22 protein-coding genes are annotated in these 22,466 nt (G+C 54.0%); 11 read left to right on the top strand and 11 right to left on the bottom strand.

Annotation, left to right across the window (positions count from 1 at the left end; translation table 11 throughout):
• Positions 1-35 precede the first annotated feature (35 nt).
• A complete protein-coding gene (locus AB0A83_RS18725) occupies positions 36-638 on the top strand; it encodes a nitroreductase family protein (RefSeq protein WP_367154947.1) in 603 nt (200 codons plus the stop codon).
• A 235-nt stretch (positions 639-873) separates the two neighbouring features.
• Entirely contained in the window at positions 874-1,725 is an 852-nt protein-coding gene (locus AB0A83_RS18720; RefSeq protein ID WP_150051057.1) for an SIR2 family protein, read from the top strand.
• A gap of 224 nt (positions 1,726-1,949) precedes the next feature.
• On the opposite strand, the gene AB0A83_RS18715 is transcribed toward AB0A83_RS18720, so the two are convergent.
• The 5 genes from AB0A83_RS18715 to AB0A83_RS18695 all read right to left on the bottom strand — a co-directional run bounded on the left by AB0A83_RS18715 (position 1,950) and on the right by AB0A83_RS18695 (position 7,743).
• Positions 1,950-2,369 carry a hypothetical protein gene (locus AB0A83_RS18715; protein WP_150051055.1) on the bottom strand — a complete coding sequence of 140 codons (420 nt, stop codon included), beginning with the start codon at positions 2,367-2,369 and terminating at the stop codon, positions 1,950-1,952.
• A 72-nt stretch (positions 2,370-2,441) separates the two neighbouring features.
• Positions 2,442-4,352, bottom strand: a complete 1,911-nt coding sequence (gene ftsH / locus AB0A83_RS18710) for an ATP-dependent zinc metalloprotease FtsH (RefSeq protein ID WP_150051053.1) — start codon at positions 4,350-4,352, stop codon at positions 2,442-2,444.
• 17 nt (positions 4,353-4,369) lie between these two features.
• Positions 4,370-5,233, bottom strand: coding sequence for a protease modulator HflC (gene hflC / locus AB0A83_RS18705; RefSeq protein WP_150051051.1), 864 nt, complete (start codon positions 5,231-5,233; stop codon positions 4,370-4,372).
• Positions 5,230-6,390, bottom strand: a complete 1,161-nt coding sequence (gene hflK / locus AB0A83_RS18700) for an FtsH protease activity modulator HflK (protein WP_367154946.1) — start codon at positions 6,388-6,390, stop codon at positions 5,230-5,232. Before hflK ends, hflC begins: the two co-directional genes overlap by 4 nt.
• Before the next feature lie 105 nt (positions 6,391-6,495).
• Positions 6,496-7,743, bottom strand: a complete 1,248-nt coding sequence (locus tag AB0A83_RS18695) for a sigma-70 family RNA polymerase sigma factor (RefSeq protein ID WP_150051047.1) — start codon at positions 7,741-7,743, stop codon at positions 6,496-6,498.
• Positions 7,744-7,834: 91 nt separating this feature from the next.
• Between AB0A83_RS18695 and AB0A83_RS18690 the strand changes: the two genes are divergently transcribed.
• Positions 7,835-8,746 carry a MerR family transcriptional regulator gene (locus AB0A83_RS18690; RefSeq protein WP_150051045.1) on the top strand — a complete coding sequence of 304 codons (912 nt, stop codon included), beginning with the start codon at positions 7,835-7,837 and terminating at the stop codon, positions 8,744-8,746.
• A 164-nt stretch (positions 8,747-8,910) separates the two neighbouring features.
• Positions 8,911-9,444 (top strand): hypothetical protein, encoded by a 534-nt coding sequence (locus tag AB0A83_RS18685; protein WP_150051043.1) that lies wholly within the window; start codon positions 8,911-8,913, stop codon positions 9,442-9,444.
• 5 nt (positions 9,445-9,449) lie between these two features.
• Here AB0A83_RS18685 and AB0A83_RS18680 read toward each other — a convergent pair whose 3' ends face one another.
• From AB0A83_RS18680 to tusD, 6 genes are read right to left on the bottom strand one after another with little or no spacing between them, the layout of a single operon-like run.
• A complete protein-coding gene (locus tag AB0A83_RS18680) occupies positions 9,450-10,226 on the bottom strand; it encodes a hypothetical protein (RefSeq protein ID WP_150051041.1) in 777 nt (258 codons plus the stop codon).
• Positions 10,223-10,963, bottom strand: a complete 741-nt coding sequence (locus tag AB0A83_RS18675; RefSeq protein WP_367154945.1) for a type III pantothenate kinase — start codon at positions 10,961-10,963, stop codon at positions 10,223-10,225. Before AB0A83_RS18675 ends, AB0A83_RS18680 begins: the two co-directional genes overlap by 4 nt.
• Positions 10,960-11,955 carry a bifunctional biotin--[acetyl-CoA-carboxylase] ligase/biotin operon repressor BirA gene (gene birA, locus AB0A83_RS18670; RefSeq protein ID WP_150051038.1) on the bottom strand — a complete coding sequence of 332 codons (996 nt, stop codon included), beginning with the start codon at positions 11,953-11,955 and terminating at the stop codon, positions 10,960-10,962. The genes AB0A83_RS18675 and birA overlap by 4 nt, the downstream gene beginning before the upstream one ends.
• A gap of 17 nt (positions 11,956-11,972) precedes the next feature.
• Positions 11,973-12,560 carry a PilZ domain-containing protein gene (locus tag AB0A83_RS18665; protein ID WP_367154944.1) on the bottom strand — a complete coding sequence of 196 codons (588 nt, stop codon included), beginning with the start codon at positions 12,558-12,560 and terminating at the stop codon, positions 11,973-11,975.
• A gap of 59 nt (positions 12,561-12,619) precedes the next feature.
• Complete coding sequence (gene tusC / locus AB0A83_RS18660; RefSeq protein ID WP_150051036.1) at positions 12,620-12,976, bottom strand: sulfurtransferase complex subunit TusC; 357 nt, start codon at positions 12,974-12,976, stop codon at positions 12,620-12,622.
• Positions 12,977-12,979: 3 nt separating this feature from the next.
• Entirely contained in the window at positions 12,980-13,369 is a 390-nt protein-coding gene (gene tusD, locus AB0A83_RS18655; RefSeq protein WP_150051034.1) for a sulfurtransferase complex subunit TusD, read from the bottom strand.
• Positions 13,370-13,491: 122 nt separating this feature from the next.
• Here tusD and AB0A83_RS18650 point away from each other — a divergent pair, with 122 nt between their 5' ends.
• The 7 genes from AB0A83_RS18650 to AB0A83_RS18620 all read left to right on the top strand — a co-directional run bounded on the left by AB0A83_RS18650 (position 13,492) and on the right by AB0A83_RS18620 (position 22,260).
• Complete coding sequence (locus AB0A83_RS18650) at positions 13,492-14,943, top strand: M48 family metalloprotease (RefSeq protein WP_150051032.1); 1,452 nt, start codon at positions 13,492-13,494, stop codon at positions 14,941-14,943.
• A 497-nt stretch (positions 14,944-15,440) separates the two neighbouring features.
• Positions 15,441-15,680 carry a DNA-directed RNA polymerase subunit omega gene (gene rpoZ, locus AB0A83_RS18645; protein WP_150051030.1) on the top strand — a complete coding sequence of 80 codons (240 nt, stop codon included), beginning with the start codon at positions 15,441-15,443 and terminating at the stop codon, positions 15,678-15,680.
• Positions 15,681-15,688: 8 nt separating this feature from the next.
• Positions 15,689-17,869: a bifunctional (p)ppGpp synthetase/guanosine-3',5'-bis(diphosphate) 3'-pyrophosphohydrolase gene (locus AB0A83_RS18640; RefSeq protein ID WP_150051028.1), complete on the top strand. Its 2,181-nt coding sequence runs from the start codon at positions 15,689-15,691 to the stop codon at positions 17,867-17,869.
• A 2-nt stretch (positions 17,870-17,871) separates the two neighbouring features.
• Positions 17,872-18,267, top strand: coding sequence for a RidA family protein (locus tag AB0A83_RS18635; RefSeq protein WP_150051026.1), 396 nt, complete (start codon positions 17,872-17,874; stop codon positions 18,265-18,267).
• A gap of 36 nt (positions 18,268-18,303) precedes the next feature.
• Positions 18,304-20,415: an ATP-dependent DNA helicase RecG gene (recG, locus tag AB0A83_RS18630; RefSeq protein ID WP_367154943.1), complete on the top strand. Its 2,112-nt coding sequence runs from the start codon at positions 18,304-18,306 to the stop codon at positions 20,413-20,415.
• Positions 20,416-20,530: 115 nt separating this feature from the next.
• Positions 20,531-21,349 (top strand): dihydropteroate synthase, encoded by an 819-nt coding sequence (gene folP / locus AB0A83_RS18625; RefSeq protein WP_367154942.1) that lies wholly within the window; start codon positions 20,531-20,533, stop codon positions 21,347-21,349.
• The gene (locus AB0A83_RS18620) at positions 21,346-22,260 is read left to right on the top strand and encodes a pyridoxal-phosphate dependent enzyme (protein ID WP_150051020.1); all 915 of its coding nucleotides are present in this window, start codon (positions 21,346-21,348) and stop codon (positions 22,258-22,260) included. Before folP ends, AB0A83_RS18620 begins: the two co-directional genes overlap by 4 nt.
• Positions 22,261-22,466: the final 206 nt, after the last annotated feature.

Raw genomic sequence — 22,466 nt, 5'->3', positions numbered from 1 at the left:
TAAGTTTTAATTAGAGATTTTTAAAGGACTCGAATATGCAAGCAAAACCCGCACTCTCCGCCGTGCCTTTGCACGAGCTGATTCAAAATCGCTGGAGCCCGCGCGCGTTCGCCCCGGATAAAGCCGTGCAGCCGGACGCGGTGACTGCATTGTTGGAGGCAGCCCGCTGGGCGCCGTCTTGTTTTAACGACCAGCCGTGGCGCTATCTGGTTTGCGATAGCTTTCGGGACCGGCCCGCTTGGGAAAAAATGCTGTCTTGCTTGGCCGAGAAAAATCAGGCATGGGCAAAGAATGCGCCGCTGTTGATTTTATCGATTGCGATGCAGCATTTCGGCCACAACGGCAATCCTAACCGCTGGGCTGCTTACGACACCGGCGCGGCCAGTCTCAGTCTGTGTTTGCAGGCCCAGGCCTTGGGCTTGGCGGCGCATCAAATGGGCGGTTTCGATGCCGACCGGTGCCGGGCGCTTTTCAATTTGCCGGAAGCTTGCACGCCGATGGCGGTGTTGGCGGTCGGATACCAAGCCGAAGCGGATAGCTTGCCGGAAGATTTCCGGACCGGCGAAACGGCCGAAAGACAGCGCGCGGCCTTAGCCGAGAAGTTCTTTTTTTCGGAATGGGGTAAGGCGGAAAATTGAGGTCTGCCGATGCTGGCGTCCGAACAATGGCCGGGTCGTTTCCGTGTTTTCGACCACTGTGGTGCGCTCGGCTTTGGCTTGTGATAAACCCTACATTTGTTGAGTTTGAGAAGGCGTGCTGATGTTTGCCGCGTTTATAAATTATTGATAGTTAACTATTTTTTGTTTTTGTGTAATGTTGGATTGGTTTTTGCTTGCTTGATTGGAAAATCTTCATTCCTCTCAGGAGTTCATCATGACCAGTTCCGTTTTCAGCGAAATTCTCAGCGGACTTTACGACAACCAAGTCGTCCCTTATTTGGGACCCGGCGTGTTATTCGATGTAACCAGCAAACTGAACGGCAGCCCGATTCCGGCCGATAGTGACAGCCTGATTTTGGCGATGAATGGCGGCAAACCGATGGCGCCGAAATTGATGTACGAATTTCCGCGTGCGGCGATGAATCAAGAGCTCAAACGCGGACGTAACTTTTTGACCCAATTTTTAGACAAAACCTATGGCGAAACCCAATATACCCGGGCCGCCATTCACGATTGGCTGGCAGAATGGAAGCCGAACTACATCATCGATGTCAATCGCGATACCCAGTTGCAAGACAGTTACGCCGACGAAGAGCATACCTTGATTATCGGTTTGGCACGTATCGTTGGTACTAGCTACCGTTTTAAGATTTTTCAATACGATGGGCAAAACTATTTCGAAATTGAACAAGGCCAGGTCGATCCGCGTTTGCCGATTTTGTTCAAGCCTATGGGCACGCCCAAGCCGGAGTCCAACTATATTGCCTCCGACGCCGATTATGTCGATTACATTACCGAGTTGATGGGCGGGTTCGCGATTCCGGATTTCTTGAAAGAATACCGCAAAGGCAAAAAATATCTGTTGCTCGGCTTGCCGCTGAACCGCGATTCGGAGCGTATGGTGATGAGCGACATTACTTACGGTGCTAACGAGCACAGAGGTTGGTTCTTGCGTAAGAATCCAACCGACAAGGAAAAACGTTTCTCGGAAAGACTGGGTTTCGAACTGATCGAAGCCGATTGCCAAGATTTGTTGGAAATGGTGCAGGCGCGCAAAGCGGCTTAATCGGCTTTAAATCGATTCGACAACGCGTCAGTGGAATTTGGCCGCAGCTGCGGCCAATTTTTTGTGTGTTGAGGGGCGTTTCAGCTGTTCGTACAGACCATCGTGACAGGCGGCGGCAAGGGCCGCCCGCATCGCCTGCGAAAAGTGGGAGTGTTGCCGGACATGACGGTGAGGATAGGGAGGGTAATGATGAATTGCGGCCGAAAAGGCGGCAACTGCCGCCGTTAGCGGCGTGGCTGCTGCAATATCTGCAAACCGCCGTACAGAACGTGTGACAGCCCGGTATACAACAAAAACGGCTCGAAGTTGTCGTCAATTTCGATTTGGTTGATGGATGAATAGTATTCCAGCGACAGAATCAGCAGCAATATAAACCCGCCCAACGCGAATACCGCCGCGTAGTTCTGACTGAATTGGTAAAAACCGTAGACGGCTAATTGTACCAGGCACAAATACATCAACACCCAGCGCAGGTTGTTGGCCAGCGGCCCGTATAAATCCACGGTGTTGCGGAAGAAGAGTTCGCTGCCGGTCAAGGTCATTATGCCGGCTACCAAGACGATGATGACCGAGGCGTTAAAGTTGATGCGCAATAGCAGCAGCAAGCAGCGCATGGAGTGGTGGGATAGGGCTTGAGTGTTCATATTGGACCCTCCGTGGGAGAAAAAGATACCCTCCCGGAGTACCGCGTTGGGAGGGTATATAGAGGAGGACCGTTAAGACGTCGCGACCGGTTGTGTCGGGATGGAGCGGTCGGGTCCGTCGTCTAGTTCCAATTCGGTCATCGCGGCTTGCGCTTCCGGCTCGGGCTGTTCCGGTTCGGGTTCCGGCGGAGCAATCAGCTTGCCTTGCATCAGTTCGTCGATTTGGTATTTATCGATGGTTTCCCAGTCCAACAAGGCATGTGCCATGTTGTGCAGGACTTGCATGTTGTCTTTCAAAATGTTTTCCGCGCGCTGATAGTTTTGATCGATGACTGCGCGAATTTCGTCGTCTATGGTTTGTGCCATTTTCTCCGACATCGGCTTGGATTGCGGGCCCATGTAGCCGCCTTCGCTGTCGCCGTAATCCATAGGGCCCAGTTTGTCGGACAAGCCCCATTTGGTGACCATGTTGCGGGCCAGTTGGGTGGCGCGCATGATGTCGTTGGAGGCGCCGGTGGTGACTTTGTTCTTGCCGTAAATCAAGGCTTCGGCGATGCGGCCGCCGAACAAGCTGGAAATCTGGCTTTCCAGTTTATCCTTGCTAGCGCTGTATTGGTCGCGTTCCGGCAGGAACATGGTGATACCCAGGGCGCCGCCGCGCGGCATGATGCTGACTTTGTACACCGGGTCGTGCTCCGGCACCAAGCGGCCGACGATGGCATGACCGGCTTCGTGGTAGGCGGTCATCAACAGCTCTTCCTTGGTCATCACCATGGTGCGGCGTTCGGCACCCATGATCATCTTGTCGCGGGCTTTGTCCAAGTCGCTCATGGACACTTGCCGCTTGTTGTTGCGAGCCGCGAAGATGGCACCCTCGTTGATCAAATTGGCTAGTTCGGCGCCGGAAAAGCCGGGGGTGCCGCGGGCCAGGTCGGTCAGGTTGACGTCGTCGGCCAAAGGTACCCGGTCGCCGTGTACTTTGAGGATTTGTTCGCGGCCTTTGATGTCCGGCAGGCCGACTTGCACCTGCCGGTCGAAACGGCCAGGCCGTAGCAAGGCTTTATCCAGAATGTCGGCCCGGTTGGTGGCAGCGATGACGATGATGCCTTCGTTGCCGCTGAAGCCGTCCATTTCCACCAGCAGCTGGTTCAAGGTTTGCTCGCGTTCGTCGTTGCCGATGTTGCCGTTGCCGCGCTGGCGGCCCACCGCGTCGATCTCGTCGATGAAGATGATGCAGGGCGCGCGCTTTTTGGCTTGGTCGAACATGTCGCGCACCCTGGAGGCGCCGACGCCGACGAACATTTCGACGAAATCCGAACCGGATATTGAGAAGAAGGGGGTACCGGCTTCGCCGGCGATGGCGCGGGCCAGCAAGGTTTTACCGGTACCGGGCGGTCCGACCATCAAAACCCCGCGCGGGATTTTACCGCCCAACGCTTCGTATTTGCCGGGGTCGCGTAAAAAGTCCACCATTTCCACCACGTCGGCCTTGGCTTCCTCTACCCCGGCCACGTCTTTGAAGCGGACTTTGACTTGGTCTTCTTCCATCAATTTGGCCCGGCTTTTGCCGAAGCCCATTTGCCCGTCGCGGCCGCCGGCCAACATGGCTTGTTTGCGCATGAAGTAAACCAATACGGCGATCAGCAGCAAGGTCGGTGCCCAGGAAATGATGATATTCATTAGCGTGGACGGCGGCTGCGGTTTTTCCACTTTGATCTTAACGCCGTATTCCAACAGCTCGTCGATCATCCGCATGTCGTTGGGATTGTAGGTGGAAAAACGGGTACCGTTATTACGTTTGCCGTCGACGTAATTGCCGTCGATCACGACTTCGGTGACTACGTTGTTGCGCACGTCTTCGATGAAATCGGAATAGGAGATTTCGTTGTGCGGATCGTATTCCGGCATCGTGCGGTTGAATATCGACGATACCACGATGCCTATGGTCGCCAATATCAAAACGAAGAAGAAAAACTTTTTCATTTGCCTATCCCCTTAACTCATTTCTCGTTGGAGAAATATTTGAAAAAGTCCGAGTTCGGTTTCAGCACCAAGGTGTCTTGCGTGTGTTCGAACGAGGCTTGATATGCTTGCAAGCTGCGGTAGAACGCGTAAAACTCCGGGTTTTTACCGAAACTCTTGGCGTATATGTCCGCCGATTCGGCGTCGCCCCGGCCGCGGATGTTTTCCGCATCCCGTTGTGCGTTAGCGACGATCACTTGCTTTTGCTTGTCGGCTTCGGCGCTGATTTGCTCTGCGCTTTCCGCACCTTGGGAACGGAATTCCCTGGCGACGCGTTCCCGTTCGGCCCGCATGCGTTGGTACACCGAGCTGCTGACTTCCGGCGGCAAGTCGATGCGTTTGACGCGGATGTCTATCAATTCGATACCGAATTTCTGTGCGGCCGGGGAGACTTTTTCCAACAAGGTATCGCGTAGTTGGTTACGGTCTTCCGAAATCAGTTGTTTGATCGTGCGCACGCCGAACTCGCTGCGCATGGCGTCCTTCATGATTTGGTCGAGGCGCAGGTTGGCCTGGAATTCGTCGCCGCCGACCGTGGTATAAAAAAGACCCACGTCACCGATTCGCCATTTGACGAATGAGTCGACAATAACGTTCTTCTTTTCGGAGGTAAGAAAACGCTCGGATTTACCATCCAAGGTCAGTACGCGCGCATCAAACGTACTGACGTTATTGATGACGGGAGTCATAAAGTGGAGTCCGGGTTGCAAATCGGTGGTAACGATTTCGCCCAGTCGAAACAAGATAGCCTTTTCGTTTTGATTGACGTGGAAAACCGACATCGTTGCGGCTAAAGCCAGGACCGACAAGCCGGCCGGAAATGCGAGTTGCGCTTTGTTCATGGTTTGCTCCTGCTGGGACGGATATCGTGAGGGGCCGATTTTCCGTGGTTGTATTTCGCCGGGCTATAGGATTCCTCGGTCGTTACAGGTTCTTCGTGGTTGACGTAAGCGGCGTTTTGGTGCACCACATTCGGGGCCATCGGCATGTACAAGGCCGGCGGCTGGTCGGTGTCGACCACGATTTTGTTGGTTGAACTGTAAAGTTTTTCTTTTGCTTCCAAATACAAGCGTTTGCGGGTAATCGCCGGATTTTTCTCGTATTCCACCAGCAGTTGGTCGAAACGTTCGGTTTCGCCTTTGGCCTTGGAGACTTTTTCGGAGGCGTAGGCTTCGGCTTCCTGCAGGATGCGGGACGCGGCGCCACGCGCTTTGGGAATGACTTCGTTGGAGTAAGCTTCGGCTTCATTGATCAGGCGTTGCTTGTCTTCGCGGGCGCGGATCGCGTCTTCGAAGGCGCCTTGCACTTCCTCCGGCGGCTGAGCGTCTTGCAGGTTGACACTGGCCACGCTGATGCCGGCTTTGTAATCGTCCATCGCTTCTTGAATCTGTTCCTTGATTTCCGCGACGATTTGACTGCGGCCTTCGGTTAACACGAAGTCCATGTCGTTGCGGCCGATGACGCCGCGCAACACGCTTTCGGTCAATTGTTTCAGGGTGTTTTCGTTGTTCTTGACGTTAAACAAATAGTCCCCGGCGTTTTTGATTTGGTATTGCACGGCCAGGCGCACGGCGATGATGTTCTCGTCGCTGGTCAGCATCAAAGACTCTTGCGGATTGTTGGGCGATTTGCTGAAACGGCTGACGTCGTTGTAGCCGACTTCGATAAAACGTTGCTGCTCCACATTGACCACGGACACCGCTTCTATCGGCACGGGCAGATGCCAGTGCGGGCCGGGTTGGGTGGTTTCGACGTAAGCGCCGAAGCGGGTGACGACGCCCCGGTTGCCTTGGTCGATGATGTAAATGCCGCTGATCAGCCAGCCCAAGGCGAGCGCGCCGCCGAGCAAGCCGCCGATTTTGGTGACGGAAAACAGGTTTTCGTGTTCGTGGTAGAACTCGGTGGTCTTATTGGAGATGTGTTTCCACTGTTTATCAAATTCCATCTTCCAATCCGGCGGTGGGGTCGGTTTGTCTGCGTTGTGGTTTTCAGATGACATAGTTACTCCTCTTGATAAGGTAGCCGGATCGGGCTATGCAGTTATAGTTGGTTGGTAGCCGCCGGATGCGGGCGGTAAGTGGAAACCGTGAAGCCATAGATAGAATCAGGTATCGTTTGGTTCCAGAAACAGCATCAAGTCGAAGCCGAATTGTTGTTTTAGTCGTGCCAGCGCTTCGTTTTGAATTTGCCTTACCCGCTCTCGCGTGACGTTGAGTTGATCGGCAACCGCTTGCAAGGTCATTTCGGTGTGATTTTTCAAACCGAAACGCATCGCTAAAATGGTGGCTTGTTTTTCCGGCAATGCCTCTACCGCTTTATTCATATAGCAGACCAAATCATTGTCGATTAAATCGTCAATCGGTTGATTGAATTGTTCTTGACTCATGCGTTCCATGATAGCCATGCCGTCATCCTCTTCGGCGTTGGCGTCTTGCAGGAATGCGGATTGATAATAACTGGAGATGGTGCGAATGTCTTGTTCCGACAAATCGCAACAGGTTTTCAGTTCTTTCAGGGTTGGCCAGCGTTCCTGTTGTGTATAGGAGATGCGCATTGCTTCGAAGATAGGCGCGGACTTTTCCGCCAGCGCGACCGGCAAGGCGACGATTTTGTCTTGTTTGACGATCAAGCGGGAGATCGCTTGCTTGATCCAAAAAATGGAATACGTGGAAAAGCAATGGCCGCGTTCGGCATCGAAGCGGTCTACCGCTTTGATCAGGCCCACCAAACCTTCTTGCATCAGGTCGTCGAAGGTTAAGCTGAGGGTTTTATATTTGTGGGCGACAAAGGCAACCAGACCGGTATTTTCGGCAATCATAAGTTGCCGGATTTTTTTTAGCTCCGTGCGGGCTCGTTTGACTTTTCGAACGTAATCGTCACTGTCGGACAGTTCTTTTTCCACCCGCTCGGCAATTCTCATTAGGTATAAGGGCAAAAAATGCAGACGCTGCATGTTGGTGCGCGAGCATTCGTTTATGGCTTGAGAGTCGATACGATTGAAGTGACCGACTTGTACAACATTTTTCTGTTGTACAGCTTTGTGTAGCGAATAGGGGCTGCATTCGCCGAACAAGCCGGTAAAAATGTCCGGTTTGGAAAATTCCGATACGAATCGGCGTAAGCCGTCTTTATAGCTTTCCTGCTGTTTGATCAGAACCACATCGGAGTATTCCAGACCATTACTGAGATCCAACAGCAGTTGCTTGGCCATGATTGCAGCGACTTTCGTGTTGCTCAACAACAGATCCGCCAACGTTTGCCGGGCCGACTCCACTTGTAAGGCGCGGGATCTGGCGTCCGGTTCCGCCGTCGATAATTCCAAGTCTAAAACTTTTTTTGTTGCCTGAGACATTTGGATGCACCGATTCGAAAATTTGGGTTGGCAGCGAAGATACAAGGGTGTAATATTTTTGTCAAACTAAAATTTGTACAAAACATGAACAATGTACTCAATTAAAGCCGTTACCGCATTAACCGGTTTGACTCCGGAAACCCTGCGCGCTTGGGAGCGGCGCTACGAGTGCGTCACTCCGCAACGCACCGAAAACGGGCGGCGTTTTTATACTCAGGAGGACCTGGAAAAATTAACGCTACTTGTCAATTTGACACGCAACGGTCATGCCATCGGTAAGATAGCTAATCTAAGTTGCGAACAATTGCGGCATTTTCGTAATCCAACGCACCAGCGTACCGACAATACCCAACGGGATTTGTTCAGCCAGATCTTGGATTCCTTACAAAACTACCGAATCGAGCGTTGCGAACAGTTATTAAAACGGGCAATGCTGGCGCATGAACCGGTAGAGTACGCTAGAGACGTGTTACTACCTGTTTTGCACCAAGTTGGGTTGCTTTGGCATCAAAAAAAACTCAATGTTGCGCAAGAGCATTTGTTTTCCGGCTGCGTGAAACGTATTGTGCTTACAATGGTTAACAATCTATACCATACGTCCAAGCGGCAACCGGCCATGTTGTTCGCTACGCCCAGCGGGGAACCACACGAACTTGGGATTTTGTTGGGCAGTTTGGTAGCTTCCACGCTGCAATACCATTGCTATTATTTAGGTGCCGATTTGCCGGCGGCGGATATTATCGATGCCTGCGAACACTTGGCACCGAGGATTATTGTGATCGGTCTGGTGAAAAACCCGCCGGATGCGGAAACGGCGGCCGATGTCGAACGCTTGGTCCGTTTCGTCGCGGGTGGGCAAACTCAGTTGTGGATTGCCGGAGCCGGAGGTAAATACTGGGCGTCGGTACAGGGCAAGTTGCCCGCCAATTGCCTGTATGTCGACGATATAGACGAATTTTACAGCCGAGCCCGGCAGCAAAATCTTCTTTCCCATCTTCAATGAAACGCTAGACTTAGCGGTGGATGCTCTGCGTGGCGCCTATAACGGATTGTTGCGCCGCTATCCGTTTAATTGACCGTATCGAAAGGTTGGCGGGCTTACCTGTCTTGACAAGAGTGGCGCTCAATTTCAGACTCACGAGATAACTATAAAGACGGAGGTGTATCGTGCAGTCCAAGAAAGTCGTTTTTGCCGTGTTGTTATACGTGGGATGGCTAACCGCCGCCGCGGCCGCAGGGAATTATCGTTTCGCGCCGGGAGATACCGTTCTGACCAATTGTCGTTCGATTTATACCAAGGGTGTGGTCAAAGCCCAAGTGGATGACGGTTACACCATACATTTTCCCAAGCGTAGCGGGCCGATAAATTGTCCGCCGTTTCGCTGGCATGCCGAGTTTGTGCTGCCTTTTCAATCGGTACCCGAATATCGGTTAAAGTTTTTCGGCGGATTGAAGCGGGACTTGGTTTTTAAAGTCGGCGAGAACGTGACCTTTCAGTTTCCGGCCGACAAGCGCATTATCCAAAATCAGACTGACGTCACCATCGATGCGCAAATTACCGATATCAGCGACGTAGGCGCGATTGCGGTGAAATTAGTGAGCAGCGAGCCGGAAGCGGCGGCGATGTTTTGGCAAATGATAGGCAGCAACTACGTCGATTTACGCCACGAGGCGCTGGCGCTGGAACGCAATCGGCGTTGAGTCGGTTAATTGTCCTTACAAACCGTTAACGTTTGTGCCGCCAACTTGGCCGGTAAGGCTTTGTCCGCGTCGATTTTAATCCGGGCCAGCCATTCGGTCTTGGATTTTAGCCGGGCTTTAATGTCCGCTTTGACGCCGCGTTGTGCAAGCTCGGTCTGGAACACCTCGGCGCGTTGTTTGCTCTTGAATACTCCAAGCGAATAGCCGCTACGAGGGTCGCCGGGTGCTATCGGCCAGATGTCGGTCAAGCCTTTAGCGTTTAGCATCATTTTGTCCAAGCGCGCCTGTTCCTGGGTTTTAGCGGCCGGGAAGTAAACTTGATAATCGGCCGGGTAGGATGCGTCTTTGCTGATGATGTTCTCCGGGGCGAAGCCGGTGTCGCGTAGCCAATTTTGGGCGGCAGCGAAGCTGGAGAAGGGGGCGGTTTGCAAGCAGCGCAAACGGGTCGGCTTGCGGGGCTGATTCGCATGGGCAGCAGGAAACGGCGCGGTTGGCGTTTTGCCCTTGGCTAGGATTGGGCCTGTAGGTTTGGCGACTGTTGGGGATTTCTGCAGCAGGCCGGCCAATAGTTCGCTAACGGTTTCAGTGGCGATCCTGCGTGGCCGGCGATTCAAAATTTGTTCGATTGCCGCGCCGCGCCGCGCGCGGGTGTACTCCCCGGCCAAGAGGATGCTGCCGCTGTTCGGTTCGGTTTGCTGTGTGACGGTCAGGCGGCTTTTAGCGTATTGCCAGACACCGAAGCCGATGTTCAACAGCAGCAGTAGATAAAACAGCGCTTTCATCGATTGCCGCTACCCCGGCAAACCAATGCCAGGCCTTTTAATACCAAGTCCGAGTCTATCGTTACCGGTAGCTCTAATGCCGAGCCCAGTAGGTCGGCGTCGCCGCCGGTGATCAATAGGCGGAAATTGCCGGTTAACTGTTTTGCGGCCAGTGCTACCATCCCGGCCGCTGCCAGCAACACGCCGTTTGCTATTGCCGGTTCGGTGGCGTTCGCTAACTGCGCTTGCGGGGTGTAGGCCTTTAACGGCAGATTGGCGGTATTGGCGGCTAAAGCGTTGCGCATCAGGTTAAGGCCGGGACAAATCAAGCCGCCTAAGTGTTGACCGTCGGCCGTCACGGCATCTAAGGTGACAGCCGTGCCGCAGTCGACGACGCAGACGTTGCCGGGGTAATGGCGGTGTGCGGCCAGTAAGGCCAGCCAGCGGTCCACGCCGAGTTTGGTCGGCTCGGCATAGGCGTTGCGTACCCCGTATTCGTATGCGGCCGATTGCGCCTGATACAGGGTAACTTTAGGCCATAAGGCGAGGGCTAAGGCGATCGTGTCTTGTGCTAAGGCGCCGTGCGCTACCGATGAAATGGCCAAATCGCGTGGTTGTGCCAACTCCGACCACGATTGTCTTAGCGCCTCTAAATCGCGTGCGTGCTTGTAGTCTATTGCGTTGACCGGGCTTAGCCGGCCGTCTTGTTCCGTACACCATTTCAAACGGGAATTGCCGAGATCGACTAATAACTTCATAAGGCTTTGACGCTGACCTCGCCGGAAGCAAAGCTGCGCAGTTGGCCGTCCGACCCGGTCAATAGCAGCAAACCTCGATGGTCTATGCCCTGAGCGATGCCCTCAATGCGTTGTGCGCCGATGCTGACAACCACAGGTTTGCCTTGCAGACAGTCGTAGCTGCGCCAAGCGGGTAAGGCTTCGGTCAGTCGATCGATCTGATAATGGGCAATGGCCGGCAGCACTTCGTTCAAGACCGACGCAGCGATGCGGTTACGCTGCAAATAAACGTGTTCGCCTAAAATTTGCCGCAGGTCCACCCATGCTTGATCTATCGCTAGCGCTTCGGACCGGGGCAGGTAGAAATTCAAGCCCAGGCCGATAACGGCTTGACAAGGGCCATCGCTTTCTCCCGAGACTTCTATCAAAATGCCGGCTAATTTGCGTTGTTGCCAGTAGATGTCGTTCGGCCATTTCAAACCAATGCCGTCGATTCCCGCGCGGCTTAAGGCTCGTGCCACCGCAAGGCCTACGATCAAGCTCAATCCGGCGAGTGCGGCGGGGCCGTCGGCATACTCCCATACTATCGACAGATAGAGGTTGTGTCCGAACGGTGAAACCCAAGAGCGTCCGCGCCGCCCCTTGCCGGCAGTCTGGTACTCGGCAAAACATACGATAGCTTGGCGGTTTAGCGCTAACCTGCGTTGTTTCAGATAAGTATTGGTGGAGTCGATCACGGCATGCAGTTCCAATTCGCCCAGCAATTCGGCCGCCTCGGGGGTTAAATGGGCTCGTAGGGTGGTTTCCTCCAGCAATTGCAAGGGGCTTAGCAATTTGTAACCCTTGCCGGTGAGTGCGCTCCATTCCAGGCCCCATTCGGTCAATGCTTGCATCTGCTTCCAAACCGTGCCACGGCTGACGGATAAAGTTTGTGCCAGTTCCGTGCCGGAATGAAACCGGCCGTCGGCCAGCAACGACACAAGCTGTAATAATCCCGGGGCAGGAACGGTCATTTGCAACTGGAACGGGGCTATTGGGTGTTTTTATCGCGCAGTTGCTGCATTTGTTTTTTCATGACGTGTTTGACCAGCAATTCCCGGTCTTCTTCGCGCAGATTTTCGTATTCGGCGCAGACCGTATAGACTCCGGCATCCTTGTCCGGAGGTGCTTTGCATTGTACGACGCGGGCTATCGCTACGATTACCACCAAGGACGAGGTCAAGAGCATTTTCAATTCCAGCATCGTGCCGACCGGAATGGCTTGTTCATGGGTGAATGCAATACCGGCGGCGCTCAAATTGACTTCGCAGCGGTCGTTGTCGGAAAAATCGCTGTCGTTGCTGCTTAAGCTCTGGGTCAGCACATTAATTTTGTTGTCGATGATTTTCAAATATTCGAACATTTCGGGATCGCGCCGTTCCAGACGCGGGGCCAGTAGGGCCGCTTCCCGGTTTAATATGCTCATCGCGGTAGTTAAGCTGCAGCTTTCCAATATGCGGTCCGAGGCCAAGCTGTGGCGTCTTGCTTCTTCGGAGTCTATGCGGCGAAACAAAAGATTGATCGTATCGCTGATGCGAAAAAAACGCCGTTTTTCTTGCGCGTCGTCGATCATGGTCATAGTCTCCGGAAGAAGGGCTGCGCTGAATTTTAATCGAAAGCCGGTCGCGATGGGGCGCCTCAATCGGGAACCACAATATCGTGGCTGGCGATTAAGCTGTTTATGTCGCGGCGCCGGACCGGATGAACCGGTAGGATCAACGCACCGGCTGCCAAGCCGTTTTGGCTGAGCGACTCTTGCTCCACATAGAGTTTGTCGATGCCGTATACCGAGAATGCCGCGTAAGTGGCTGCCGTGTCGCGTAAATCCGCCGGTTCGGCCTGTTGGTTGGGCGCCAGTTGCAGCACGCCGCCGTCGCAGAACAAAACGCCGACTGGTTGGTCGAAAGCGGCGGTGGTGAGGATCAGGTCCAAGGTTTCCGCCAAGCGATAGCCTTGGTGCGGAGGCCGGCGCATGATGAACAAATAACGTTTCATCGCTTAACCGAACACCAGATGGCGGTCCGCTTCCATGGAGGCCTGCAACCATTGGCCGAGGCCGGCGATTCTAAAGCCCGGCGCCAGATTGTCGTCGCATGCCCCCCGGCGTTGCGCTTCGTCCGCGTGTAATAGCCCGCGCCGTTGTGCGGCGGAGATGCACACGACTAAATCGATGCCGTGCTCCGCCGCCAGTTGCGACCATTGCTCTGCGGCAGGTGTTTGAGATTCCGGCGGCAAGGCATAACGTAAGGCGTTGTGTATGCCGTCCCGGTAGAAAAAAATTTGCAAAATTCGATGACCTTTTTGCAGGACTGCCGCGCTGAAGCGGTAAGCGACTCGGCTGGCGTCCGAGCTCTCAGGGCTGCAATTGATTAAAATGGCGTACTTCATGTCGCTGTTTGCCCGGGCTAATTCTTTTATAATCGCGTCATTTTAGTATCGGCCGGACGGCTTGTCCCGCGTTTTGGGCGGATCGGTCCGGCGGCCTTATTTCTCGACTGCTTGTTTTCGCCATGAGACTACGCTTATTAACGACCGCTATCTTGTTGGCTTTGGCGCCATCGCCGCCGCAGGCCATAGAAATCGAAAAAATCCAGTTGCCGGAAATGGGCGATTCGGCCGGCGCCTTGATTTCGCCGGTGGAAGAAGCGCAGCTCGGGGAGGCGTTTTTCCGGAATTTACATTCGCAAGCGGAAATCAGCCAGGACCTGGAAGTGGAACAATACATCCAGACGATAGGCCGGCAATTGGCCGCGCACAGCGATACGCCGTCGACGCCGTTTCATTTCTTCGTGGTGATAGATCCTACCATCAACGCGTTTGCCGGGCCCGGCGGTTATATCGGGGTCAATTCCGGGTTGATTTTGCTGACCGAGGCGGAAAGCGAGTTGGCTTCGGTCATGGCGCATGAGATAGGTCACGTGACACAACGTCATTTGTATCGGCAAATCGAAGCGGCCAGCAAAATGTCCATTCCGACCGTGGCTGCCACCTTGGCGGCCATTTTAATCGGCACTCAATCGCCTAGGATGGGTCAGGCGGCATTGATGGCGGTGCAAGCGGGCAGCATTCAATTTCAAATCAACTTCACCAGGGACAACGAAAAAGAGGCCGACCGGGTAGGCATGCAAACCTTAGCCGAATCGAGTTACGATCCGCGCAGCATGCCGACTTTTTTCGAGCGTTTACAGCAATCGACGCGTTATTACGGTAAGGGCGTGCCGGAGTTTTTACGCACCCACCCGGTTTCCGAAAGCAGGATTGCCGATACCCGTGGCCGCGCCGAGGTGTATCCCTACAAACAATATCCCGATTCCATGGGTTATTCCTTAACCAAGGCCAAGCTATACGCCGCGACTACCGAGGACAAAGCCGCCGCGCAACGTTATTTCAGCGCGTTAGAACAGCAAGGCACCGAACAGCAGCGTGCTGTCGCCCGTTACGGCATGGGTTTAGTCTATCTCAAAAGTTTGCAGTACCCCAAGGCTTTGGCGGTGTTTCAGGCATTGGCGGACCGTTATCCGGATCAGCCGCATTTTTTGTCCGCCTATGCGCGCACGGCGCTGGAAAGCCAGGATTACGAGATGGCCAACCGGCTGTTCGGCAAAGCGATTCAGCTGTTTCCTAACGATGATGCGATTAAAATCGAGTTTACCCGTTGCCTGCTGAAAAATAATCAGCCGGAGCAAGCGAAGCAGGTGTTGGCGGGTTTGTCTGAGCGTTGGAAAAGACAGCCGATGTATTACGAGCTGATGGCGCAAATCTCGGCCGGGATCGGCCAGCAGGCCGAATCGCACCGTTATATGGCCGAGCACTATTATGCGAGCGGATATACTGAAGAAGCCATTACCCAAATACGCTTGGCCAAGCAGCAAAAGCATTTGAGCTATCAACTACAAGCGATTTTGGACGAGCGCTTGAATTTCTTTTTAAGCGAAGAGCAAGAGCGGAAAAGTCTGCGGTAATATGAATTAGGTGTTTCTAATATACACAAGTTTTTGTTTCCAAATGTTAATTTCGGGGCGAAACTAATTTTCGTGGGCGAAGCCAATTTTTAATGGACATCACAAAAAAATTTGCCTAGACTGTCGCCACCTTAATAGGGGTGCACACGATCTTCGGATCATGTCTTTGAGGGGAGGGAGCGGCCTGTAACTAAGGCTCATAACTATAACAACAATAGTAACTGCTTGACTAAGCTGCCATTATTGGCAGACGTCCGACTTAAAAACAACAATAATAACCAATAGGACGAGCCCGCTTCTGCGGGCTTTTTATTTTCCGTCACTTTGTACTTATAATGCGGTAAAACAAACCGGCTCAACACGGCTTGCGTCCGTTGGGGAGTGGCTTTCAGATGTTTGCCGCACTCAGAGAAACGCGCTGTTTCCGGTTTTGTTTCCCATTCGGTTCGTTTAGCCGATACAATCCGATTCAATCTCAAATTTTAGAAGGTTATTAGATGGCACGCGTTACTGTGGAAGATTGTTTAGAACACGTGGAAAATCGCTTCAAACTGGTGTTGTTGGCCAGCAAGCGGGTACGACAACTGGAAAAAGGCGCCGACGAATTCGTACCGCGCGGTAAAGACAAAGATACCGTCATTGCCTTGCGGGAAATCGCGGCCGGTTACGTTAACGAAGAGAACGTAGATCGTTTACACCGCGGCGGCAACGTTTCCGATACCTATTTGGAAATCTGATCGCAGGTATGGTCGAGATCGCGCACGCATTACCGCCGCTGCCGGACGTAGAGCATCCGGAAGAGAAGCTGCTGCATCAGTTGTGCGAGGTGTTGAGCGCGTATCTCGATCAAGACGCGGTGGCTAATATCGTTAGGGCTTATCGGTTTGGCGCAAAGGCTCATTCCGGGCAGTTTCGGAAAAGCGGCGAAGCGTATATTTGTCATCCGGTGTCGGTAGCGATTTCTTTGGCCGGTATGCATATGGACGCCAACGGCATCATGGCGGCGATATTGCATGACGTTATTGAAGATACGCCGGTTTCCAAGGCGGAGTTGACCGAACAGTTCGGCAGCGAAGTGGCGGATTTGGTGGACGGGGTCACCAAGCTGTCCAAAATCGATAGCCGTTCGCGGGCCGAGGCGCAGGCGGAAAACGTCCGCAAAATGTTTTTGGCGATGGCGCAGGATTTACGCGTCATCGTGGTCAAACTGGCGGACCGTCTGCACAACATGCAAACCCTGGGCAATATGCCGGCGGATAAAAAACGCCGGATTGCCAAAGAAACTTTGGAAATTTATGCCCCCATCGCTAACCGATTGGGCATGAACGATATTCGTCACCAGCTGGAAACCTTAGGCTTCAAAGCCTTGTACCCCAATCGTTTTGTAGTGCTGAGCGATGCCGTTAAAAAGTCTCGCGGTAACCGTAAGGAAATCATCGATACCATTCAAAACGCGATACAAAACCGGTTGACCGAGACCGGGATGGACTGTTCGGTAGCTGGCCGGGAAAAGAATATCGCCAGCATCTACCATAAAATGGTCAGTAAAAAGATTTCCTTTTCCGACGTTTTCGACGTGTATGCGTTTAGGATCTACTGCCATCAGGTCGACGATTGTTACCGGGCTTTGGGTTGCGTGCACAATTTGTTTAAGCCGATACCCGGACGCTTCAAAGACTATATCGCTTTGCCCAAAGCCAACGGTTATCAATCCCTGCATACCATATTGAAAGGGCCTTACGGGGTGCCGATCGAAATTCAAATTCGCACCCACGAAATGCATCGTTTGTCGGAGTCCGGCATTGCCGCGCACTGGTTGTATAAATCCGACCACGAAAAAAGCGAGACCATGCAAGCTAGGGCCAACGAATGGTTGCGCGAGCTGTTGGAGATTCAAAAATCGGCCGGCGACTCCTTGGAGTTTATCGATAACCTCAAAGTCGATCTGTTTCCGCAAGAGGTGTTCGTGTTCTCGCCCAAGGGCAAAATCATCAAGTTGCCGCGCGGCGCGACGGTGGTGGATTTTGCCTATCAAGTGCATACCGACGTCGGCAATGCTTGCATATCGGCCAGGATAGATAAAAAGCTGGTGCCGCTGCAAACCAAATTGGAAAACGGCATGACGGTAGAGGTCATCACCGCGCCGTGGGCCCGCCCCAACCCTTTGTGGCTGAATTACGTGGTGACGGCAAAAGCCCGCAGCTGTATCCGTTCGTATTTGAAAAACTTCAATCAGCAGGAAGCGATCAATCTAGGCCGGCGTTTGTTGGAAAAGGAATTGAACAGTTCCAACATCACTTTGGACGAAGTGGACGACACGCAAATCATGCAAGTTTTGCATTCTTTGCGTAAACATTCGTTGAACGATCTATTGGAAGACATCGGCTTGGGCAATCGCATGCCGTTTCTGGTCGCCAAACACATATGTCAGATCGGCAGCAATACCGGGGTCAAACTGGACGGGCACGAGCCGCGTAATAAATCGCCGTTGATCATCAAGGGTACGGAGGGAATGGTGGTTAGTTTGGCCAAGTGTTGCCGGCCAATTCCGGGCGATCCCATCATCGGCTTTTTCAATCCGGGTAAAGGCATAGTCGTGCATCACCACGAATGCCGCAACAGCAACGAAGTACGCAAAAAGCAAACCACCTGGCTAGACGTGGAATGGAGTCCGGAAGCGAGTGGCGAATTTTCGGCCGAAATCCGAGTTGAAATTTTGAACCAACGCGGTTCGCTGGCCACCGTGGCGTCTACCATTTCCTTCATGGAATCCAATATCGAAAACATCACCGTTGTCAGTCAAGACGACAGGGTATCGGTGGATTTATTAACGTTGGCGGTGCGCGACCGCGTACATTTGGCCAACATCATCCGCAAGCTGAAAAAATTATCCATTGTTCTAAAAATCACTCGCATCAAAGCTTAAGCATGAAAAAAACCATCATTTCCACGCCGTTGGCGCCTCAAGCCATTGGCACTTATTCGCAAGCGGTAAAAATCGACAACACTGTTTATTTATCCGGGCAAATTGCCCTGGACCCGGCAACGATGCAAGTGGTGGACGGGGACATCGAGCTGCAAATTCGCCGAGTGTTCGATAACCTTCGGGCAGTGGCCGAAGCAGCCGGCGGAGATTTTGCGGACATCGTCAAGCTGAACGTCTATTTGACCGATTTGGGGAACTTCCCCATCGTCAATACCATCATGGCCGAGTATTTTGCAGAACCTTATCCGGCCCGCGCGGCGGTCGGAGTTGCGGCTTTGCCCAAAGGCGTCGGCGTTGAGATGGACGGCGTGATGATGTTGCGAGACGAGTACTACTGACGTTAATCAGGCGCCGGCACCGGCGCCTTTTCATTGATGCCTAGCGGGGAAGTGCATAAACAGCCGGTGACCAGTTTAGCCGGTATCGGCTCCCAGACCGCCGCGCGGATGCAAAAACTCGGCATCCGTACTCTGCAAGATTTGCTATTTCACCTACCTCAACGTTATCAAGATCGGACGCGCGTTGTCGCCATTCGCGATTTGATACCGGGCGGCACCGCTTTGGTGCAGGGCGCCGTCGAATTTATCGACGCCCAGCAACGCGGCCGCTCCAGCGTAATTTGCCGGATCGGCGATCGTAGCGGTTTTTTGAGTTTGCGCTTCTTTCATTTTTCCGCCCAACAAATCCAGCAGTTGCAGCCAGGCGTCGAATTGGCTTGTTTCGGTGAAGTCCGCATGGGCTTTAACGGCTTGGAAATGATTCATCCCGAGTATCGGTTGCTGGCGTCCGGCGAGACGGCTGCCGAGCCGGCCTTGACCCCGGTGTATCCGGGTACCGAAGGTTTGCATCAGGCCAGTATCCGCAAGGCGGTCAAGCAGGCGCTGCAGCTGTGTTTACGCGACCCGAGCGCGTTACCGGATGTGTTGCCGGACGAGTTGCGAGGGCAGTTAGGTTTTCCGCGCTTGTCCGAGGCTTTGCTGACCTTGCATCAACCGCCGCCGGGTTTATCTGAAATTACCCTGACCGACGGCAGTTCGCCGGCTTTGCAAAGTTTGGCCTTGGAAGAGTTTTTAGCCCATCATTTGGCGTTATGGCTGGGAAAACAGCAATACCGGCATTGGCAAGCGCCGGTTTTTACCGTTCCCGCACATGCCAAGCAAGCGTTTTTGATGCGCTTGCCGTTCACGTTGACCCGTGCCCAAACTCGAGTCGTCGGCGAAATCGAAGCCGATTGCGCCGGCGTGCAGCCGATGCTGCGGTTGGTGCAAGGCGATGTGGGTTCCGGTAAAACCGTGGTGGCCGCATTAGCGGCTTTGGCCGCTTTGAGTTCCGGTTATCAGGTAGCGTTGATGGCGCCAACCGAATTATTGGCGGAGCAACACTTTCGCAATTTCTCAAGTTGGTTTGCCGATAGCGGCCATGCGCTGCTGTACCTGAGCGGGCAGAGTAAGGGCAAGGCCCGGGCGGCGATATTGCAGCAGCTGGCCGACGGCAGTGCCGGTTTGGTGGTGGGCACGCACGCCTTGTTTCAGGATGCGGTTCAATTTCACAAATTGGGCTTGGTGATCATAGACGAGCAGCACCGGTTCGGCGTGCACCAGCGGCAAGCCTTGCGGGCTAAAGGCCAAGCGGCTGGCTTGGCGCCGCACCAGCTGGTCATGACCGCTACCCCGATTCCAAGGACCTTGGCAATGTTGCAATATGCCGATCTGGATATTTCCGTCATCGACGAGTTGCCGCCCGGCCGCCGGCCGGTTACTACCAGCGTGCTGCCGTCCGAACGGCGCGCCGATGTCGTAGCGCGTATCGCTCATTGGCTGACAACCGGTAAACAAGCGTATTGGGTGTGTACTTTGATAGAAGAGTCCGAGCAGCTGCAATGCGAAGCGGCGGAACAAACCGCCGAGAGTTTGCGTGCGCTGCTGCCGCAGGCCAAGGTCGGTCTGGTGCACGGCCGGATGAAACCTGCCGATAAAGAGGCCGCCATGCAGGCCTTTAAATCCGGCTTGTTCGGGGTGTTGGTGGCGACTACCGTGATTGAAGTCGGGGTGGATGTGCCGAATGCCGGCTTAATGATCATCGAAAACGCCGAGCGTTTGGGGCTGTCGCAATTGCATCAGTTGCGCGGACGGGTGGGGCGCGGCAATCTGGACAGCTATTGTTTGCTGCTGTACCAGTCGCCGTTATCGGAAGCCGGCAAGCAACGCTTGGGGATACTCAGAGAAACTCACGACGGTTTCGTGATTGCCGAGCGGGATCTGGAATTGCGCGGTCCCGGCGAAATTATCGGCAGCCGGCAGACCGGACAAATTCAGTTCAAAATCGCCGATTTGGCGCGGGACCGAGCGTTGTTGGACTATGTGGAACCGGCTGCGGCGTTGTTGCGCAACGACTGTCCGCAACAGGTGCCGCTGTTGATAGCGCGCTGGCTGGGTAGTGCTCCGCATCCGTCCGACGGCCGCTTCGGCACAATCTTTAGTCCGTGAGCCGCGGCGGCAGCCGCTCCATTTTGCTTAGTGCTTGGGTCCCGAGCCGGCCGAGCTGCCGGACGGTTAATCGCGTATACAATATTTGCTCGGTATTTCAGGAGTTAAGAGGTTTATGTTTACGCAATTATCGGCGCCGCAATTAATGGGCATTTTGAATGTCACCCCGGATAGTTTTTCGGATGGCGGGCGCTATTCCGGCGCCGACGCGGCTTTGTGCCGGGTGCAAGCCATGCTGGAGGAAGGGATGGATATCGTCGACGTAGGCGGCGAGTCGACTCGTCCTGGGGCTGATCCTGTGAGTCACGACGAACAGATCCGCCGAGTGGTGCCGGTTATCGCCGCCATTCGTAGCGTGTATCCGGCATTGCCGATCAGCATAGACACCATGTCCGCCTGCGTGGCGCAAGCGGCATTGCAGGCCGGCGCGACTCTGGTGAACGACGTTTCCGGCGGGGTGGTGGATCCGCAGATTTTAGCGCTGGCGGCGGATAGAAATGTGCCTATCGTATTGATGCACATGCAGGGGCTTCCCAAGACCATGCAGCTCGATCCTTATTACGACGACGTGGTCGCCGAAGTGACGGATGGCTTGCAAGGTAGAATCGATGCGGCCTTGGCGGCCGGGATTGCCGAGCGCAACATTGCGATAGACCCCGGCATCGGTTTTGGCAAACGCAAGCAAGACAATATCGATTTATTGGCGAATTTGCAGCGAATCGCGGCTTTAGGCTTTCCGGTATTGCTCGGTACCAGCCGGAAGCGCTTCATGGGCAGTATCTGCAATGTCTCCGAGCCGTCCGAATTGGTTACCGCTACCGCCGTGACTACCGCGCTGGGCGTGATGGCCGGCGTGCGGCTGTTTCGGGTGCACGACATATTGCCGAATCGGCAGGCGGCGGATTTGGCCTGGGCAATCAAACAAGCCCAATGACGGCGCTGCATCCGCGTTTACAAGCGCTGCAGCGGCAACTGGGGGTATCTACACTGTCGCGGATTGTCGATTCGGCGACGCGTGCGCATAACGTCGAGTTGTGGCTCAAACGCGACGATTTATTGCATCCCGTCATATCCGGCAATAAATGGCGCAAGCTTAAATACCCGTTGAACGACGCACTGTATGCCGGCGCGCATACCGTAGTCAGCATGGGTGGAGCTTATTCCAACCATCTGCACGCTCTCGCTTTCGCTGCGCGCGAACTGGGGCTGCATTCGGCCGCTTACATCCGCGGAGAACGGCCCGGGGTGCTCAACCCGACTTTGGCAGATTTGCAGCGTTGGGGGATGCAATTGCATTTCGTTTCCAGAAGCGCCTATCGGGATTTACGTTATTCGGACGTGACGGCCGGCGCTTTGAATTTGCAAGCGGGCAGTTATTGGATTCCGGAAGGCGGGGCGTCGCGGCAGGCGTTGACAGGCGTGGCCGAAATCGTCTCGGAGCTGGATTGCGCATACGACGTGTTAGTGTGCGCATGCGGTACGGGTACTACGTTGGCGGGCTTGATTGGCGCGGCTCGCGCGGAGACTAAGATACTCGGCGTGGCGGCGCTAAAAGGCGGAGAGTTCTTGCATCGGGATATTCCGGCGTTGCTAGGCCGGCTGCAGCCGGTATGCGACTGGGAGTTGCTGTTGAACTATCACTGTGGCGGATTCGCCAAAACTCGCCCGGAGTTGACCGATTTTATTTCGAATTTTAGGCTCACACACGATGTGCCGTTGGAGCCGATTTATACCGGAAAAGCTTTGTATGCAATCTACGATTTGCTTAATAAAGATTACTTCGTTGCCGGCCAGCGTATCGTCGCCTTGCACACAGGCGGATTGCAAGGGGCGCGCCGACAATAGCCGCTCGCCAACAAGGAAGCCGGCTAGCGCGGTTGTCGCGTAAGGTTTCCGCAAACATTCGCCGAAATACGTGGTTAGCGCGGCCAGGTTGCGATTCGAAAGGCTGGCGCCGCAACGAAAGTCTTGTCCGCTCGGGTCATGCCCTTGATTGTTCGCGGAGACGATATATCCGTATGATCGTTAGGCGATTTATGTTTTTTTGGCTA

It is taken from the genome of Methylomonas sp. HYX-M1, from assembly GCF_040741385.1.
Lineage (GTDB): Bacteria > Pseudomonadota > Gammaproteobacteria > Methylococcales > Methylomonadaceae > Methylomonas > Methylomonas rhizoryzae.
Note: the sequence above shows the minus strand (reverse complement) of the source record. Positions and strands in the feature narration are given on the sequence as shown.